Source organism: Enterobacter cloacae complex sp. 677-3DZ2D5B, from assembly GCF_004136695.1.
Classification (GTDB): Bacteria; Pseudomonadota; Gammaproteobacteria; order Enterobacterales; family Enterobacteriaceae; genus Enterobacter; species Enterobacter hormaechei_C.
The window spans coordinates 33592-51873 of the sequence record NZ_QFLS01000004.1 but is presented as its reverse complement, the minus strand read 5'-3'; the positions used below and the strand labels follow the sequence as shown (position 1 = coordinate 51873).

15 protein-coding genes are annotated in these 18282 nt (G+C 57.1%); 8 read left to right on the top strand and 7 right to left on the bottom strand.

Going from position 1 to position 18282, the window contains the following annotated elements:
• The first annotated feature begins 22 nt into the window (after nt 1–22).
• The 3 genes from fhuC to fhuB are packed head-to-tail and all read left to right on the top strand — an operon-like array spanning nt 23 to nt 3689.
• Complete coding sequence (fhuC, locus tag DD597_RS06045; protein ID WP_003856242.1) at nt 23–820, top strand: Fe3+-hydroxamate ABC transporter ATP-binding protein FhuC; 798 nt, start codon at nt 23–25, stop codon at nt 818–820.
• Complete coding sequence (fhuD, locus tag DD597_RS06040; protein ID WP_058656376.1) at nt 820–1710, top strand: Fe(3+)-hydroxamate ABC transporter substrate-binding protein FhuD; 891 nt, start codon at nt 820–822, stop codon at nt 1708–1710. Before fhuC ends, fhuD begins: the two co-directional genes overlap by 1 nt.
• Nucleotides 1707–3689 (top strand): Fe(3+)-hydroxamate ABC transporter permease FhuB, encoded by a 1983-nt coding sequence (gene fhuB / locus DD597_RS06035; RefSeq protein WP_032661643.1) that lies wholly within the window; start codon nt 1707–1709, stop codon nt 3687–3689. Before fhuD ends, fhuB begins: the two co-directional genes overlap by 4 nt.
• Before the next feature lie 473 nt (nt 3690–4162).
• Here the strand turns inward: fhuB and hemL are convergent, their stop codons facing one another.
• Nucleotides 4163–5443: a glutamate-1-semialdehyde 2,1-aminomutase gene (gene hemL / locus DD597_RS06030; protein WP_063855426.1), complete on the bottom strand. Its 1281-nt coding sequence runs from the start codon at nt 5441–5443 to the stop codon at nt 4163–4165.
• A 177-nt stretch (nt 5444–5620) separates the two neighbouring features.
• On the opposite strand from hemL, the gene clcA reads away from it, so the two are divergent.
• Both clcA and erpA read left to right on the top strand, forming a co-directional pair.
• Entirely contained in the window at nt 5621–7021 is a 1401-nt protein-coding gene (gene clcA, locus DD597_RS06025) for a H(+)/Cl(-) exchange transporter ClcA (protein WP_032608537.1), read from the top strand.
• Nucleotides 7022–7106: 85 nt separating this feature from the next.
• Nucleotides 7107–7451, top strand: coding sequence for an iron-sulfur cluster insertion protein ErpA (erpA, locus tag DD597_RS06020; protein ID WP_003856230.1), 345 nt, complete (start codon nt 7107–7109; stop codon nt 7449–7451).
• A 58-nt stretch (nt 7452–7509) separates the two neighbouring features.
• Here erpA and DD597_RS06015 read toward each other — a convergent pair whose 3' ends face one another.
• Genes DD597_RS06015 through mtnN form a run of 3 tightly spaced genes read right to left on the bottom strand, consistent with a single transcriptional unit; the run spans nt 7510 to nt 9657 of the window.
• Nucleotides 7510–8133, bottom strand: a complete 624-nt coding sequence (locus DD597_RS06015) for a TRIC cation channel family protein (RefSeq protein WP_003856227.1) — start codon at nt 8131–8133, stop codon at nt 7510–7512.
• A 23-nt stretch (nt 8134–8156) separates the two neighbouring features.
• A complete protein-coding gene (btuF, locus tag DD597_RS06010) occupies nt 8157–8966 on the bottom strand; it encodes a vitamin B12 ABC transporter substrate-binding protein BtuF (protein WP_129256014.1) in 810 nt (269 codons plus the stop codon).
• Nucleotides 8959–9657 carry a 5'-methylthioadenosine/S-adenosylhomocysteine nucleosidase gene (mtnN, locus tag DD597_RS06005; RefSeq protein WP_003856223.1) on the bottom strand — a complete coding sequence of 233 codons (699 nt, stop codon included), beginning with the start codon at nt 9655–9657 and terminating at the stop codon, nt 8959–8961. Before mtnN ends, btuF begins: the two co-directional genes overlap by 8 nt.
• Before the next feature lie 82 nt (nt 9658–9739).
• On the opposite strand from mtnN, the gene dgt reads away from it, so the two are divergent.
• The 3 genes from dgt to DD597_RS05990 all read left to right on the top strand — a co-directional run bounded on the left by dgt (nt 9740) and on the right by DD597_RS05990 (nt 14124).
• Nucleotides 9740–11254, top strand: coding sequence for a dGTPase (dgt, locus tag DD597_RS06000; protein WP_129256013.1), 1515 nt, complete (start codon nt 9740–9742; stop codon nt 11252–11254).
• 132 nt (nt 11255–11386) lie between these two features.
• On the top strand, nt 11387–12820 hold the full coding sequence (gene degP / locus DD597_RS05995) for a serine endoprotease DegP (protein ID WP_023303104.1): 1434 nt from the start codon (nt 11387–11389) through the stop codon (nt 12818–12820).
• A 146-nt stretch (nt 12821–12966) separates the two neighbouring features.
• Complete coding sequence (locus tag DD597_RS05990) at nt 12967–14124, top strand: CdaR family transcriptional regulator (RefSeq protein ID WP_058659254.1); 1158 nt, start codon at nt 12967–12969, stop codon at nt 14122–14124.
• A gap of 73 nt (nt 14125–14197) precedes the next feature.
• On the opposite strand, the gene DD597_RS05985 is transcribed toward DD597_RS05990, so the two are convergent.
• The 3 genes from DD597_RS05985 to glnD all read right to left on the bottom strand — a co-directional run bounded on the left by DD597_RS05985 (nt 14198) and on the right by glnD (nt 18228).
• On the bottom strand, nt 14198–14584 hold the full coding sequence (locus DD597_RS05985; protein ID WP_003856216.1) for a DUF3461 family protein: 387 nt from the start codon (nt 14582–14584) through the stop codon (nt 14198–14200).
• Between the two features lie 111 nt (nt 14585–14695).
• Nucleotides 14696–15520, bottom strand: a complete 825-nt coding sequence (dapD, locus tag DD597_RS05980; RefSeq protein WP_003856214.1) for a 2,3,4,5-tetrahydropyridine-2,6-dicarboxylate N-succinyltransferase — start codon at nt 15518–15520, stop codon at nt 14696–14698.
• Nucleotides 15521–15552: 32 nt separating this feature from the next.
• Nucleotides 15553–18228, bottom strand: a complete 2676-nt coding sequence (gene glnD / locus DD597_RS05975) for a bifunctional uridylyltransferase/uridylyl-removing protein GlnD (RefSeq protein ID WP_129256012.1) — start codon at nt 18226–18228, stop codon at nt 15553–15555.
• Nucleotides 18229–18282 lie beyond the last annotated feature (54 nt).

Below are 18282 nucleotides of genomic sequence, written 5' to 3'. Positions count from 1 at the left end.
CTTTTTATTTAAGTTGGCTGACATGCAGGATAACAAAACGCAATCCGACTCCACCTTCACGCTCAATAATCTCTCCTTTCGCGTACCCGGGCGCACCTTGCTGCATCCGCTCTCTTTGACGTTTCCCGCAGGTAAAGTGACCGGTTTAATCGGGCACAATGGTTCCGGTAAATCGACGCTGCTGAAGATGCTGGGCCGTCATCAGCCACCGTCCGAGGGCGACATTTTGCTGGATGACCAGCCGCTGGCGAGCTGGAGCAGTAAGGCCTTTGCCCGCAAGGTGGCCTATCTGCCGCAGCAGTTGCCGCAGGCGGAGGGGATGACGGTGCGCGAACTGGTGGCGATTGGACGTTATCCGTGGCACGGTGCGCTCGGGCGTTTTGGCGTTGCTGACAGAGAGAAAGTGGAAGAGGCGATTGCGCTGGTCGGGTTAAAACCGCTGGCGCACCGTCTGGTGGATAGCCTGTCCGGTGGCGAACGTCAGCGCGCGTGGATCGCGATGCTGGTGGCCCAGGACAGCCGCTGCCTGCTGCTCGACGAACCTACCTCCGCGCTGGATATTGCCCACCAGGTGGACGTGCTGGCGCTGGTGCACCGTTTAAGCCAGCAGCGCGGCCTGACGGTGATTGCCGTTCTGCATGATATCAACATGGCGGCACGCTATTGCGACTATCTGGTAGCGCTGCGCGGCGGTGAAATGATCGCTCAGGGTACGCCTGCCGAACTGATGCGTAGCGAAACGCTGGAACATATCTACGGTATTCCTATGGGCATCCTGCCTCACCCGGCCGGGGCTGCACCCGTGAGCTTTGTCTACTGATGCTGGATTCAACATTCATTAGCCGCCGTCGCCTGCTGACGGCCATGGCGCTCTCACCGCTGCTGTTAAAGATGGGCCCGGCCCGCGCTGCCGCTATCGATCCGCACCGCATCGTGGCGCTGGAGTGGTTGCCCGTTGAACTGATGATGGCGCTGGGCGTGACGCCTTACGGTGTGGCCGATATTCCCAACTACACCCTGTGGGTGAATGAGCCAAAACTGCCGGACTCCGTCATCGACATCGGTCTGCGTACGGAGCCGAACCTTGAGCTTCTCACCCAGATGAAACCGTCTTATTTATTCTGGTCTGCGGGGTATGGTCCGTCGGAAGAGACCATGGCGAAGATTGCGCCCGGACGGGGCTTTTCCTTTAGCGACGGTAAAAAGCCGCTGACCATGGCAAAAAATTCCATCCACGAGATGGCGCAGTTCCTCAACCGTGAGGCTCAGGCGAAAAAACACCTCGATGAATTTGATGCGCTGATTGATTCCCTTAAGCCGCGCTTTGCCCGCCGTGGCGATCGGCCTTTGCTGATGGTGACCCTGCTGGATGCCCGCCATATGCTGGTCTTTGGAAATAACTGTCTGTTCCAGGAAGTGCTCGACAGCTTTGGCATTCGCAATGCCTGGGAAGGCGAGATGACGTTCTGGGGCAGTACCGCCGTGGGGATTGACCGTCTGGCGGCGTTTCGTGATGTGGACGTGCTGTGCTTCGATCACGGGAACGAGCGCGAAATGCAAACCCTGATGGCGACCCCGCTCTGGCAGGCAATGCCGTTCGTCCGCGAGCAGCGCTTCCTGCGCGCGCCAGCGGTATGGTTCTACGGCGCGACGCTGTCGGCAATGCATTTTGCCCGCGTGCTGGACAATGCACTGGGAGGCAAGGCATGAGCACGCGTATGGCCCGTTTCCCGATGTTACTGTTAGCAATCATTTTTCTGGCTGCCCTGGCGTTAACCGGCTTTAACCTGACCACGGCGTTGCCGCGCGATCAGTGGGCAGCCGCGTTTTCCGCACCGGATATCGATAATATTCAGCAAATGCTGTTCCACTACAGCCTGCTGCCGCGTCTGGCTATCTCCCTGCTGGTCGGGGCGGGACTGGGACTGGTGGGCGTACTGTTTCAGCAGGTGCTACGTAACCCGCTGGCGGAGCCGACCACGCTGGGCGTGGCGACGGGGGCTCAGTTGGGGATCACCGTCACCACTCTCTGGACCCTGCCGGGAGCGTTAACCTCGCAGTTTGCCGCGCTGGCAGGCGCATGCGTGGTCGGTGCGCTGGTCTTTGGCGTGGCCTGGGGAAAACGTCTCTCGCCGGTCACGCTGATCCTCGCGGGGCTGGTCGTCAGCCTCTACTGTGGGGCGATCAACCAGCTGCTGGTGCTGTTTCACCACGACCAGCTGCAAAGCATGTTTATGTGGAGTACCGGAACGCTCACCCAGACCGACTGGAGCATCGTCCAGCGCCTGTGGCCTCAGCTGTTTGGCGGCGTGGTGCTGACACTGCTGCTGCTGCGTCCGCTCACGCTGATGGGCCTGGACGACGGCGTGGCGCGCAATCTCGGGCTGGCGCTGTCGCTGGCGCGTCTGGCGGCCCTGACCCTGGCGATTGTGCTCAGCGCGTTACTGGTTAACGCCGTCGGCATCATCGGCTTTATCGGCCTGTTTGCGCCGCTGCTGGCAAAAATGCTCGGCGCACGCCGTCTGCTGGCGCGCCTGATGCTGGCGCCGCTGATTGGTGCGCTGATCCTCTGGCTTTCCGATCAGCTCATTCTCTGGCTGGCGCGCGTCTGGATGGAAGTTTCCACGGGCTCGGTGACGGCCCTGATCGGCGCGCCGCTGCTGCTGTGGCTCTTGCCGCGCCTGCGCAGCATTAGCGCCCCGGCAATGGATGCCGGCGATAAAGTACATGCTGAGCGTCAGTCGGTGGTGTGGTTCAGCCTTGCCGGACTGGCAGTGCTGGTTATCGCCTCGTTTGCCGCACTCTCGCTGGGACGCGACGCCACGGGCTGGCACTGGGCGACGGGGGATTTGCTGCATGAACTCATGCAGTGGCGCTGGCCGCGGATCTTCTCCGCGCTGATTGCGGGCGTCATGCTGGCGGTGGCGGGCTGTATTATCCAGCGTCTCACCGGCAACCCGATGGCAAGCCCGGAAGTATTAGGGATCAGCTCCGGGGCCGCGTTTGGCGTAGTGTTGATGTTGTTCCTCGTGCCGGGAAATGCATTCGGCTGGCTGATGCCTGCCGGGAGTATCGGTGCGGCAGTCACGCTGATGATTATCCTGATCGCCTCCGGGCGAGGTGGTTTCTCACCTCACCGCATGCTGCTGGCCGGGATGGCGCTCAGCACCGCGTTTACTATGCTGCTGATGATGTTGCAGGCGAGCGGCGATCCGCGCATGGCGCAGATCCTGACCTGGATTTCCGGTTCAACATACAACGCCACCGGCAGTCAGGTGGTGCATACCGGGATTGTGATGATCGTGCTGCTGGCGATTGTGCCGCTGTGCCGCCGCTGGATGACCATTCTGCCGTTGGGTGGGGATACCGCTCGCGCGGTCGGGGTGGCGCTGACGCCAACGCGCATCGCCCTGTTGCTGCTGGCCGCGTGCCTGACGGCGACGGCCACCATGACTATCGGCCCGCTCAGTTTTGTCGGATTAATGGCGCCGCATATCGCCCGTATGATGGGCTTCCGCAGGACTTTGCCACATATCGTGATCTCTGCGCTGACGGGCGGGGCGATCCTGGTCTTTGCTGACTGGTGCGGAAGGATGGTGCTGTTCCCGTATCAGATCCCGGCGGGCCTGCTGTCGACCTTTATCGGCGCGCCGTACTTTATCTATCTGTTGAGAAAGCAGAGTCGGTAATAAAAGTAAACGGCAATCCTTGGATTGCCGTTTTAGCGTTTGCTCCCTCTCCCTTGAGGGAGAGGGCTGGGGTGAGGGGGAACATACGGCTCTGGTGGTCATTCCGTTCACGTTATGTTCCTTGCTACTCTGTCACGACATGGCCGGTGAACGTGCCAGGGTGGCTCAGTCGCCACCACCCTGGCGACCCGGGCTTCCGGCGGAAAATCGCCGCTTCGCGGTACCTTCGGCTTATTCCTTCCGGCTTATCGGGGACGGGCGGAGGTAACATCCCTGTAAAGCCCGCCCTCTCGGCGCATCCCTGCGCCTCACCCCGTCCTACAGGAAACGCCTCAGCGATTTACAGCCGGACCGAGGCATCGCTGAAAGCCCTCAGTTATTCTGAGGCAACGTTATCGCTTTTGCTTTCAAATTACTGGGGAACCCTCTCCCCTGTGGGAGAGGGTTGGGGTGAGGGCATCAGGCCGCACATTTTACAGCTTCGCAAACACCTTACGCGCTGCGTCGATGGTGTTATTGATATCTTCTTCGCTGTGCGCCACGGACATAAAGCCCGCTTCAAACGCTGACGGGGCCAGATACACGCCTTCTTCCAGCATCAGGTGGAAGAAGCGTTTGAAGCGTTCCACGTCGCATTTCACCACGTCCTGATAGCAGGTCACGGTTTTCGCCTCGGTGAAGAAAATCCCGAACATCCCGCCGACGTGGTTTACCACCAGCGGAATACCCGCGTCTTCTGCGGCTTCCAGCAGGCCGTTTGCCAGCTGCGTCGTCCGGTCCGTCAGGGTTTCGTGGATGCCCGGCTGCGCCACTTCGGTCAGACAGGCAAAGCCCGCCGCCATCGCAATCGGGTTACCGGAGAGCGTACCCGCCTGGTAAACCGGACCGGTTGGCGCCAGCGCGTCCATTACGTCCTTACGGCCGCCAAACGCGCCGACAGGCATGCCGCCGCCAATGATTTTGCCGAGGCAGGTCAGATCCGGCTCGACGCCGTAGTATGACTGCGCCCCCGCCAGTGCGACGCGGAAACCGGTCATCACTTCGTCGATGATCAGCAGCGCGCCGAACTCATCGCACAGCGCGCGCAGGCCCGGCAGGAAATCCGGCTGCGGTGGGATACAGTTCATGTTGCCCGCCACCGGTTCGACGATAATGCAGGCGATCTCCTGCGGATACTGCTCGAACGCTGCGCGAACGGTGTCCAGATCGTTATAGGTGCAGGTGAGGGTGTGTTTTGCGAAGTCAGCCGGCACGCCCGGAGAGTTAGGCTGACCGAGCGTCAGCGCGCCGGAACCGGCTTTTACCAGCAGGCAGTCGGCGTGGCCATGGTAACAGCCTTCGAACTTGATAATCTTGTCACGGCCGGTAAAGCCGCGCGCCAGACGGATGGCGCTCATGGTCGCTTCCGTACCGGAGTTCACCATACGCACCATGTCCATCGTTGGCACCAGTTCGGTGACCAGCTCCGCCATTTTGACTTCCATCTCGGTTGGCGCACCGAAGCTCAGGCCGCGCTGAGCGGCTTCAATCACCGCGTTGCGGATCGCCGGGTGGTTGTGGCCCAGTACCATCGGGCCCCAGGAGCCGACGTAATCGACATAGGCTTTACCATCCACATCATACAGATATGCGCCATCCGCACGTTCGATAAACAGCGGGGTGCCACCCACGCCGGTAAAGGCGCGCACCGGTGAGTTTACGCCGCCTGGGATAAGCTCGCGGGCTGCGCTGTAGAGGTTTTCAGACTTGCTCATGGCGTCGTTCCTGGTTCGTAGAAATAAGTTAAGGAGACTATTCTAAGTGATCCGGATGAGGTTATAAAATTTTTGCCCCGTAAAGGGCTTAACAATTGTTAAGTATTTTTCAGGGGACGAGGGGACTGTCTCTGGTAAAATCCCTGCGGCCATTTGTATGACGAAACAGAACAGGTAATGAACGAGAACACTCCGTCTTTTGAACAACAGCAGTTTACGCGCGCGAAGCGCCGGGTCAGCATCCGGCGGCTGCTCAACCGTGACAAAACCCCGTTGGCCATTCTGCTGGCAGCCGCCGTGGTCGGTACGCTGGCCGGGCTGGTGGGGGTCGCATTCGAGAAAGCGGTCAACGCGGTGCTCAACTGGCGCATAGGTACCGTCGCCAGCTTTGCCGATCGGGAATGGCTGGTCTGGGTGTGGGCCTTTGGCCTTTCGGCGCTGTTTGCCATGGTGGGGTATTTTCTGGTGCGTAAATTCGCACCTGAAGCAGGTGGCTCGGGGATCCCTGAAATTGAGGGGGCGCTGGAGGAGCTACGCCCGGTTCGCTGGTGGCGGGTGCTTCCTGTGAAATTTATCGGCGGGATGGGAACCCTCGGGGCGGGCATGGTGCTCGGTCGGGAAGGGCCAACGGTACAGCTGGGCGGTAACGTCGGGCGCATGGTCGGCGATCTGTTCCGTATGCGCAGCGCCGAAGCACGGCATACGCTGCTGGCGACGGGGGCCGCAGCGGGGCTGTCTGCGGCGTTTAACGCGCCGCTGGCGGGTATCCTGTTTATCATTGAAGAGATGCGCGCCCAGTTCCGCTACAACCTGATCTCCATTAAAGCGGTGTTTACCGGCGTGATTATGTCGAGCATTGTCTTTCGCGTCTTTAATGGCGAAGGGGCGGTGATTGAAGTTGGCAAGCTAACCAATGCGCCGGTCAATACTTTGTGGCTGTATCTGGTTCTTGGGATGATTTTTGGCGTCGTTGGCCCGCTTTTTAACACCCTGATTTTACGGGCTCAGGATATGTTTCAGCGCATCCATGGCGGAAATACCACGAAATGGGTGCTGGTGGGGGGCCTGCTTGGCGGCGTGTGCGGGATCCTCGGCTTTATCGAACCGAACGCGGCGGGCGGCGGTTTCGGGCTGATTCCCATTGCCGCGGCGGGGAATTTCAGCGTGGGGCTGCTGCTGTTTATGTTTATCTCGCGGGTTATCACGACCGTGCTGTGCTTCTCCTCCGGCGCACCGGGCGGCATATTTGCCCCGATGCTGGCGCTGGGAACGCTGCTGGGCACGGCGTTTGGCATGGCGGCAGCGGTTGGCTTCCCGGCCTATCATCTGGACGCGGGGACGTTTGCGGTGGCGGGAATGGGGGCGCTGCTGGCGGCCTCCCTGCGCGCGCCGCTTACCGGGATCGTACTGGTGCTGGAAATGACCGACAATTACCAGCTCATTTTGCCAATGATCATTACCTGTCTCGGCGCGACACTATTAGCCCAATTCCTGGGTGGAAAACCGCTATACTCCACCATTCTTGCCCGTACCCTGGCGAAACAGGAAGCTGAACAGGCCCTTAAGCAGAATACTTGAATGAATTACCAGGGTATTAGATAATGACAAAAAGAATTGGGTGATTTTTGCCCAATAGCAGTCGCAGTATTCATGGGAGCATAAGATGAGTGATGACGTAGCGTTGCCGCTGGAATTTACCGAAGCAGCAGCGAAAAAAGTGAAAACCCTGATTGCCGACGAGGACAATCCGGATCTGAAACTGCGTGTTTATATTACCGGCGGCGGCTGTAGTGGCTTCCAGTATGGTTTTACCTTTGACGACCAGGTTAACGATGGTGATATGACTATCGAGAAACAGGGCGTCGCGCTGGTGGTTGACCCGATGAGCCTGCAATATCTGGTGGGCGGTTCAGTGGACTACACTGAAGGTCTGGAAGGTTCGCGCTTTGTGGTGACTAACCCGAATGCGACCAGCACCTGCGGGTGTGGTTCTTCGTTCAGTATTTAAGCCTGGACGCAGATTGTAGGCCCGGTAAGCGAAGCGCCACCGGGCTTATAAACGATACCTATCTTGAATTTTCATCCAGTGCAAACGTCGGCAGCTTCAGGTGCCAGCGTATCGCCGCTAAACGGATCACCAGCGTTACCACCATCCCCAGCATCGCCGCGTTTTCCAGCGGGACAGCAAAGGTGTAATACGCCGTGGCGTGAACAATCCCCCCGATGATACAGGCCGTCGCGTAGATTTCCGTTCGCAGGATCATCGGGACTTCTCGCGCCAGTATGTCGCGAATAATCCCTCCGCCCACGCCGGTTAACACGCCCATACAGATCGCCACCAGCGGGCCAGTCCCGGCAATAAAGGCTTTATTCACGCCTATTCCCACAAAGACCGCCAGACCGACAGCATCCAGCACCGGTAATATCCATTTTGGCAGTCTGCGAGGCTGACGAACCAGCACGATGGTTAACAGGCAGGTGACCATCGCCACCACCAGATCCGTGGGATCTTTTACCCAAAATACCGGGCCATTTGCCAACGCCATATCGCGGATCGTTCCGCCTCCCACCGCCGTAACGACGCCGAGTACCAGTACGCCAAAAGGATCCATGCGTAGTTTTCCGGCAAGCAAAACGCCGGAGATAGCAAAAACGGCTGTGCCAAGAATATCCAGCCAATACACGAGCATCGTTAAATCCTCGAAGGGGGTATTTATCTGTTTGAGTGACTCTTTGCCAGTTCGGCGCAGAGTTGTTTTGCGGCGAGGATAATACGCGGGCTGGCGCGTTCAAACCAGTCGCTGTTGAGTGCGATGACCGGAATTTTAAGCTGCCGATGCCAGAATTGTTCTATTTTAGGAATCTCGCTCGCATTTCCGACCACCACAATGGCCTGCGGTTGTCGCGCCAGAACCTGCTCACGACTGACCTGGGGCCAGGGGACCCGGCTTTCGGCAAAGATATTTTCACCTCCACAGGTTTCAAGCACCTGGTTCTGGATCGAACCTTTCCCGGTAGTGAACAGCGGCTGGCTGCCAAATTGCAGAAAAACGCGTTGTTTCGGTTGCGTGCCGTATCGGGCTTTTAGCGCGGCATAGTCGTTGAGCATCTGCTGTGCAGCCTGTCCGGCGCGTTGGGGGGTAGGGCTGAAGGGCGCGAGGTCACGGAGGGTTTGCGCCACCTGTTCGATGCTCACCGCGTCCACCCATTTAACCGTTATTCCCAGCGAAGAGAGCTGGTTTACCTGCCGTTCGGCATTACCGCCGCGCCAGGCGAGTACCAGATCGGGCTTTAGCGCAACGATGCGTTCCAGATTCATTCCCTGCCAGGTGGCAACCTGTTCGATTTGGGCGGCCTGCGGTGGATAATCGGAAAAGCTGCTCACCGCAACGGGCGTGATCCCGGCGGCAAACGCCAGTTCCGTATTGGCAGGGGAGAGTGTGATCACCCGCAGCGCGGCGATGAGCCAGGCCGGAGCGAACAGAAGCAGGGCGACCAGCGCCCTGAATGACACCTTACCCACGCGCCAGTTTCTGCACCAGGGTTTCCACCATCACGGTGGACTGCTTGGCCGCAACGGCCAGGAACTCGTCGAAGCTGATGTGGGACTGCTGGTCCGCTACGTCAGAGATCGCGCGAACGACCACGAACGGCACGCTGAAGTTATGGCACACGTGCGCAATGGCCGTGGCTTCCATCTCAACGGCCACAGCCTGCGGGAAGTTATGACGGATTTTCGCCAGACCAACAGAGCCGTTGATAAAGGCATCGCCGCTGACGATCAGGCCACGCACCGCATTGAGGTTCAGCTCGTTGATGCAGCTTTCAGCGGCGGCAATCAGCTTATCATCCGCTTTAAACCCGGCCGGGCAGCCCGGAAGCTGACCATATTCGTAGCCGAATGCGGTGACGTCTGCATCGTGGTAACGCGCTTCGTCGGAAACCACGATATCGCCCACTTTCAGCGTCGGCGCCAGACCGCCCGCAGAACCTGTATTAATGATAACGTCAGGCTTGCAGCGCTCAAGCAGCAGGGTCGCGCCCAGTGCCGCTGCAACTTTACCGATGCCTGATTTCAGCAGAGCCACGTCAACACCGTTCAGCTGGCCGGTGTAGATCTCACAGCCACCGAGGGAGAGGGTCTGACGGTTCTCAATTTTGTCACGCAGCAGCGTAACTTCTTCTTCCATTGCACCAATAATGCCGATTTTCATAGATTTACTCGCGATGTGCCTTGTTAAGATGCATAGTCTATCATGCGGTTAAGGGGAAACGCATTCTCACGCGGGGGAGCACATGGCACCAATCGATTTTCGCACCAAAATTAACTGGCACCGACGTTTCCGTTCGCCACAGGGCGATAAGAGCGAACATGAGATCCTGCGCATTTTTGAAAGCGATCGCGGACGCATCATCAATTCGCCCGCCATCCGCCGGTTACAGCAAAAAACCCAGGTGTTCCCGCTGGAGCGTAACGCCGCGGTGCGTACGCGGTTAACGCACTCCATGGAAGTGCAGCAGGTGGGGCGCTACATTGCGAAAGAGATCCTCAGCCGCCTTAAAGAGCAACGTTTGCTGGAAACCTACGGACTGGATGAACTGACCGGCCCGTTCGAAAGCATCGTTGAGATGGCCTGCCTGATGCACGATATCGGCAATCCTCCCTTTGGTCATTTCGGCGAGGCCGCCATCAATGACTGGTTTAAACAGCGGCTTTTTCCCTCTGATGCCATAAGCCAGCCGCTCAGCGATGACCGCTGTTTGGTACGCGATTTACGCCTGCGTGAAGGTGAAGATAGCCTGAACGAGCTGCGCCGTAAGGTGCGCCAGGATCTGTGTCATTTCGAAGGTAACGCGCAGGGGATCCGTTTGGTGCACTCCCTGATGCGGATGAATCTGACCTGGGCCCAGGTGGGCTGTATTCTTAAATACACGCGTCCCGCGTGGTGGACCGGAGAAACGCCCGCCACGCATAGCTACCTGATGAAAAAACCGGGCTATTACTTATCGGAAGAAGCATATATCGCGCGGTTGCGTAAAGAACTGTCTCTGACCCCCAATGGCCGTTTTCCATTGACATGGATTATGGAAGCGGCTGATGACATTTCTTATTGCGTGGCCGATCTGGAAGACGCGGTGGAAAAAAGAATATTCAGCGTCGAGGAGCTGTATCAGCATCTTCATGATGCCTGGGGAGAGCATGAAAAAGGTTCTCTGTTTGCACAGGTCGTCGAGAATGCCTGGGATAAATCGCGTTCAAATTCGCTGAGCCGCAGTACCGAAGATCAGTTCTTTATGTATTTGCGAGTAAACACGCTGAATAAACTGGTGCCGTATGCAGCCGCCCGTTTCATTGATAATTTGCCGATGATATTTAGCGGGGAATTTAATCACGCCCTGCTGGAAGATGAGAGCAGTTTTAGCCAGCTTCTTGAATTATATAAAAACGTGGCTGTCCGCCATGTTTTCAGCCACCCGGATGTCGAGCAGCTGGAGCTGCAAGGATACCGGGTTATCAGCGGGTTGCTGGAGATTTATGGCCCGCTGCTCCAGCTGACGGTCGATGAGTTTAGCGAGCTGGTCGAAAATGAACGTGTTCGCCGCCTGCCGATTGAATCTCGTCTCTATCAGAAGCTTTCAACGCGCCACCGGCTGGCATACATTGAAGCCGTCAGTAAAATAGATCGTCATTCTTCCCAATGGCCAGTCATGGAATATTATTATCGCTGTCGTCTTATCCAGGACTATATCAGCGGGATGACAGATTTGTATGCCTGGGATGAATACCGCAAGCTTATGGCCGTTGAATAAGCCATGAGTTTTGTAAAGACGACCAATAAATTTTTACTTTTTCCATAAACTTAATCCCGGAACTAAGCGGTATAAAACGAATCTGAGTTACACAGCAATTTTGCGTTATCTGGTAAATCGAGATTGAGAAACATGAAAAAAACCACATTAGCAATGAGTGCACTGGCTCTGAGTTTAGGTTTAGCGCTGTCCCCTCTGGCGATGGCGGCCGAGACAGCTTCCTCGGCAGCGACTGCGCAGCAGATGCCAAGCCTGGCCCCGATGCTCGAAAAAGTGATGCCATCGGTGGTGAGTATTAACGTTGAGGGCAGCACAACCGTCAATACGCCGCGTATGCCGCGTAATTTCCAGCAGTTCTTCGGCGACAATTCGCCGTTCTGCCAGGACGGTTCGCCATTTCAGAGCTCCCCGTTCTGTCAGGGCGGCGGTGCAGGGGATGACGGCATGGGCGGCGGCCAGCAGCAGAAATTCATGGCACTCGGCTCGGGCGTGATTATTGATGCAGCCAAAGGCTACGTGGTGACCAATAACCACGTGGTAGATAATGCTAACACCATTAAGGTGCAGATGAGCGATGGCCGTAAATTCGATGCTAAAGTGGTCGGTAAAGACCCGCGTTCCGATATCGCGCTGATTCAAATCCAGGATCCGAAGAACCTGACGGCGATTAAGCTTGCCGACTCTGACGCGCTGCGCGTGGGTGACTACACCGTCGCCATCGGTAACCCGTTTGGTCTGGGCGAAACCGTGACCTCGGGTATCGTCTCGGCGCTGGGACGTAGCGGCCTGAATGCGGAAAACTATGAAAACTTCATCCAGACGGATGCGGCCATTAACCGTGGTAACTCCGGCGGTGCGCTGGTTAACCTGAATGGTGAACTGATCGGTATCAACACCGCTATCCTGGCACCGGACGGTGGCAACATCGGTATCGGCTTTGCTATCCCGAGCAACATGGTGAAAAACCTGACTGCGCAGATGGTGCAATATGGACAGGTGAAACGCGGTGAGCTGGGTATCATGGGTACCGAGCTGAACTCCGAGCTGGCGAAAGCAATGAAAGTAGACGCTCAGCGCGGCGCATTCGTAAGCCAGGTCATGCCGAACTCCTCGGCGGCGAAAGCCGGCATTAAAGCGGGTGACGTGATCACTTCGCTGAACGGTAAACCGATCAGCAGCTTTGCCGCCCTGCGTGCGGAAGTGGGTTCTATGCCAATCGGCAGTAAAGTGACCCTCGGCCTGCTGCGTGAAGGTAAGCCGGTTAACGTGAGCCTGGAACTGCAACAGAGCAGTCAGAATCAGGTGGATTCCAGCACCATCTTCAGCGGTATTGAAGGTGCTGAGATGAGCAACAAAGGGGCAGATAAAGGCGTGGTGGTGAACAACGTGAAAGCAAACTCACCTGCTGCCCGTATCGGCCTGAAAAAAGGTGATGTGATCATGGGCGCTAACCAGCAGCCGGTGAAAAACATCGCTGAACTGCGCAAAATCCTCGACAGCAAGCCGTCCGTGCTGGCACTGAATATTCAGCGTGGTGATACTTCTATTTATCTCCTGATGCAGTAATCATCTTAAGCCCCTGTTCGCAGGGGCTTTCTCGTTTCTGTGACCTTTCCCACAACTCCATACATCTCTCTCTGCCTTTGGGCATCTGCACAATGCAGCCTTAGCTGAACTTCCCTATGCTTGAGCTCTGCTCACGGGAGGGTTTTATGGCTGGCTGGCATCTTGATACCAAAATGGCGCAGGATATCGTGGCGCGAACCATGCGCATCATTGATACCAATATCAACGTAATGGATGCCCGTGGGCGCATTATCGGCAGCGGCGATCGTGAGCGTATTGGGGAATTGCACGAAGGGGCGTTGCTGGTGCTCTCTCAGGGGCGCGTGGTCGACATCGATGACGCCGTGGCGAAACATCTGCACGGGGTTCGTCAGGGGATCAACCTGCCGCTGCGTCTGGAAGGAGAGATTGTTGGCGTTATCGGTCTGACCGGCGATCCTGAATCGCTGCGTAAATACGGTGAGCTGGTCTGCATGACGGCGGAGATGATGCTGGAGCAGTCGCGTCTGATGCACCTGCTCGCCCAGGACAGCCGCCTGCGTGAAGAGCTGGTGATGAATTTGATCCAGGCGGAGGAGCACACGCCTGCCCTGAGCGAGTGGGCGCAGCGTCTGGGTATCGACCTGAATCAGCCGCGCGTGGTTGCCGTTATTGAGGTGGATAGCGGCCAGCTTGGCGTGGACAGCGCTATGGTGGAGCTACAGCAGCTGCAAAACATGCTGGCGACGCCGGAGCGTAACAACCTGGTGGCAATCGTCTCTTTAACGGAAATGGTGGTGCTCAAGCCTGCGCTTAATCAGTTTGGCCGCTGGGACGCGGAAGATCATCGTCGCCGCGTTGAGCTGCTCATCGAGCGCATGAAGGAGAACGGACAGCTCCGTTTTCGCGTCGCGCTGGGAAATTACTTTACCGGGCCGGGGAGTATCGCCCGTTCATGGCGAACGGCGCGCACCACCATGATGGTGGGTAAACAGCGCATGCCGGAGAGCCGCAGTTATTTCTATCAGGATCTGATGCTGCCGGTCCTGCTCGACAGCCTGCGCGGTGGCTGGCAGGCCAACGAGCTGGCGCGCCCGCTGATGCGTCTGAAAGCGATGGACAACAACGGGCTGCTGCGCCGCACGTTGCAGGCGTGGTTCCGGCATAACGTGCAGCCGCTGGCAACGTCAAAAGCGCTGTTTATTCACCGTAATACGCTGGAGTATCGGCTTAACCGGATCTCGGAACTGACGGGGCTGGATTTAGGGAATTTTGACGACCGGCTACTGCTGTATGTGGCGTTGCAGCTGGATGAGCAGAGATAAGGTTGTGTGCGGTTTTCACCCTCTCCCTGTGGGAGAGGGCCGGGGTGAGGGCATCAGACCGCACCGGAATAACTTATTTCCGCGTCAATTTCTCAAGATCCGCTTCAATCTCGCTGATCTTATTGGTGACAACGCTTTCCAGGTGACGCAGGTCGTCAAGGATCTTACGTTTCAGATCGACTTCGCTGCGATCGCGCTGGCAGATTTGATCGAGTTCGTCGATCACGTAGCGCAGGTTAGGGCTGATTTCCTGTACTTCTTTATATCCCTGACCGATACCGTCAGCGACAACGGTCTTACGCTGGCGAGGGTATTTAAACTTCACGCTTTTGGCGAAGAACTCTCCTTTGTCCTTGTGAAAATAGATTTTCAAAATATCGTTATTGGCTTCCTGGCGAAGACTATAACGATCAATTTCATCAGGATTGGTAATGCCCAGACTTTTCAGATTATCGTACATAGCGGTACCCTTGATCTCAACATAACCTATGAATAATTAACGAAAAAATCTATTTTCGCCACCTTCGGATATAAAAAAAGCGGGGTTGCCCCCGCTTTTTGTTATACCCGATTAATCGATGGTGCGCAGCAGTTCATTGATGCCTACTTTACCGCGCGTTTTCGCGTCCACTTTTTTCACGATGACCGCGCAATACAGGCTGTATTTGCCATCTTTAGACGGCAGGTTGCCGGAAACCACAACGGAACCGGCTGGAACGCGGCCGTAGTGAATTTCACCGGTTTCGCGATCGTAAATACGGGTGCTCTGGCCAATGTACACGCCCATGGAGATCACAGAACCTTCTTCGACGATCACGCCTTCAACCACTTCGGAACGTGCGCCGATGAAGCAGTTGTCTTCGATGATGGTTGGGTTAGCCTGAAGTGGCTCAAGAACGCCACCGATGCCCACGCCGCCGGACAGGTGAACGTTTTTACCGATCTGCGCGCAGGAGCCGACGGTAGCCCAGGTGTCCACCATGGTGCCTTCGTCAACGTAGGCGCCGATGTTCACGTAGGATGGCATCAGCACGGTGTTGCGTGCGATGAATGCCCCCTGACGAACGGCTGCCGGTGGTACTACGCGGAAGCCCTCTTTCTGGAAGCGCGCTTCGTCGTAATCCGCAAATTTCATTGGCACTTTATCGAAGTAGCGGCTTTCTGCTCCGTCGATAACCTGGTTATCGTTGATGCGGAAAGAGAGCAGCACAGCTTTCTTCAGCCATTGATGAGTAACCCACTGACCGTCGATTTTTTCTGCCACGCGCAGCGCGCCGGAATCCAGCAGGGAAATAACCTGGTTTACCGCTTCACGGGTCACGGTATCCACATTTGCCGGAGTGATGTCGGCGCGACGCTCAAAAGCGGACTCAATAACGTTCTGTAACTGCTGCATTGTTTACTCTTTCCATTTCACTAAAAAACACGTCACCCTTTATCGTTTGGATTGAGGGCTGCTGTCAACCGTTGTTGCACTTCAAGTTGCAGGTCATTATTAAGGGCACGCCGGTCGGCCGTCGCGATTATAAATAAATCTTCTACTCGTTCGCCAATCGTTGTAATTCGGGCGCCGTGAAGCGAAATTCCCAGATCGGCAAAAACCTGGCCGACGCGGGCGAGTAGCCCTGGCTGGTCGAGCGCAATCAACTCAAGGAACGATTTACGGTCGGTATGGGTCGGCAGGAAATTGACCTCGGTATCGACGGTAAAGTGGCGCAGTTTTGCCGCCTGACGGCGCGGCTGCGGAGGTTGCCAGCTGCGCTGCGTAATCGCCTGCTCAAGGCCAAAGCGTATCCCCTCATGCCTGTCCGACGACAGCGGGCTGCCGTCCGGCTCCAGCACAATAAAGGTGTCCATCGCCATGCCGTCGCGGGTGGTAAAAATCTGCGCGTCGTGAACGCTCAGGTTACGCCTGTCCAGCTCGGCACAGACCGCTGCAAACAAATAAGGCCGGTCCGGGCTCCAGATAAAGATCTCCGTCCCGCCGCGCGTGGCCTGCGGGCTAAGCAGAATCATCGGTTTCGTCAGGTCGTGCTTCAGCAGATGCCGGGCGTGCCAGGCAAGCTGGTTTGGGCTGTGGCGTACAAAGTAGTTGGCGCGACAGCGCGCCCAAATCTGATGCAGCGCCTCTTCGTTGATGTTATCCATGCGCAGCAGGGCCAGCGCCTGCAACTGATGGTGGCGCACACGCTCGCGCATGTCCGGGGTATTCTGCATCCCGCGACGCAGCTGTTTTTCGGTAGCGAAATACAGCTCGCGCAGCAGGCTCTGCTTCCAGCTGTTCCACAGGGTTTCGTTGGTGGCGCAGATATCGGCTACCGTCAGGCAGACCAGGTAGCGCAGGCGGTTCTCCGTTTGCACTTCCTCGGCGAACTGCTTGATCACTTCCGGATCCTGAATATCACGACGCTGAGCGGTAACCGACATCAGCAGATGATGGCGAACCAGCCAGGCGATAAGCTGCGTTTCACGCGAGTTCAGGCCGTGCAGCTCGGCAAATTTCAGCACGTCCTGGGCACCGAGTACGGAGTGGTCGCCGCCGCGACCTTTGGCGATATCATGGAACAGAGCAGCGATCAGGATCAGCTCCGGGTGTGCCAGACGTGGCCACAGATCAACGCACAGCGGATGGCGGGATCGCGTCTCTTCTTTAGCGAAACTTTCCAGCTTCAGCATGACGCGGATCGTGTGCTCATCCACCGTATAGGCATGAAACAGGTCGAACTGCATCTGCCCGACAATATGCGACCACTGAGGCATATAGGCCCACAGCACGCTGTGACGGTGCATTGGCAGCAGTCCGCGGCTGACGGCGCCCGGATGACGAAGCATCCTCAGGAACAACGAGCGCGCCTCCGGGATGTAACACAGCGGCTGCTTCAGATGACGCCGTGCATGGCGCAGATGACGCAGGGTAGTGGAGTAGATCCCGGTGATCGTGCTGTTGCGCACCATGGTATAGAACATTCGCAGGATCGCTTCCGGTTCGCGAATGAACAGCGTTTCATCGCGCAGATCGATCAGCGTGCCGCGCAGCTGAAATTCGTCATCAATCGGACGCGGTTTTTCGTCTGCCGTCAGCGCGAGGATCGCCTCATCGAACAGCTGTAACAGCATCTGGTTCAGCTCAGAGACGCGGCGGGTGACGCGGAAGAAATCCTTCATCATTTGCTCGACCGGCTCGTTGCCCTCGCCCTGATAATTCAGGCGCTGCGCCACGCTGAGCTGTCGGTCAAACAGCAGGCGGTTATCGTAGCGGGTGACTTCCAGGTGCAGGGCAAAACGGATGCGCCACAGCAGATGCAGACACTCATTGAGTTCGTTACGTTCGGCTTTGGTCAGAAAACCAAACCCGACCATTTCGTCCAGCGATGTTGCCCCAAAATGGCGACGGGCGACCCATTGCAGCGTGTGGATATCGCGCAGGCCACCGGGGCTGCTTTTAATATCCGGTTCGAGATTATAGCTGGTACCGTGATAGCGCTGGTGGCGCTGGTTTTGTTCTTCGACTTTCGCAGCGAAGAATTTTTCCGAAGGCCAGAAGCCGTCGCTAAAGATGTGCTTTTGCAGTTCGAGGAACAGCGCCACGTCGCCAATCAGGAGGCGGGTTTCAATCAGGTTGGTGGCGACGGTCAGGTCAGATAACCCTTCCAGCAGACACTCTTCCAGCGTGCGTACGCTGTGGCCCACTTCCAGCTTTACGTCCCAGAGCAGGGTCAACAGTTCACCGATTTTCTGCGCCCGATCGTCCGGCAGTTTTTTACGGCTTAAGATCAGCAGGTCGATATCAGAGAGCGGATGCAGTTCACCCCGGCCATAGCCGCCAACAGCAACCAGCGCGACGTCGCTCACCTGTCCGAAACCGTAGTAGATCCAGAGACGTTGCAGAAGCTGGTCGATAAATTCGGTGCGCGCTTCAATGAGCTGCTCGGCCGAAACGCCTGCGTCAAATGCGTTACCCAGCCAGCGATGGAAAACCTCCATGTGGGCTTTGATGTGCGCGCAGGACAGTTCATGCGGTGGCCAGACGCCCGGGTTATCAGGCTGGTCGGGGAGGGTGGGAAGTGCTGTGTTAGCATACTGTTCGGGTAAGAGATTACTCATCGTGCGCCACCCATAAGAAAAAGCTATCGCCATTAAAAAAGCCGGCATTCGCCG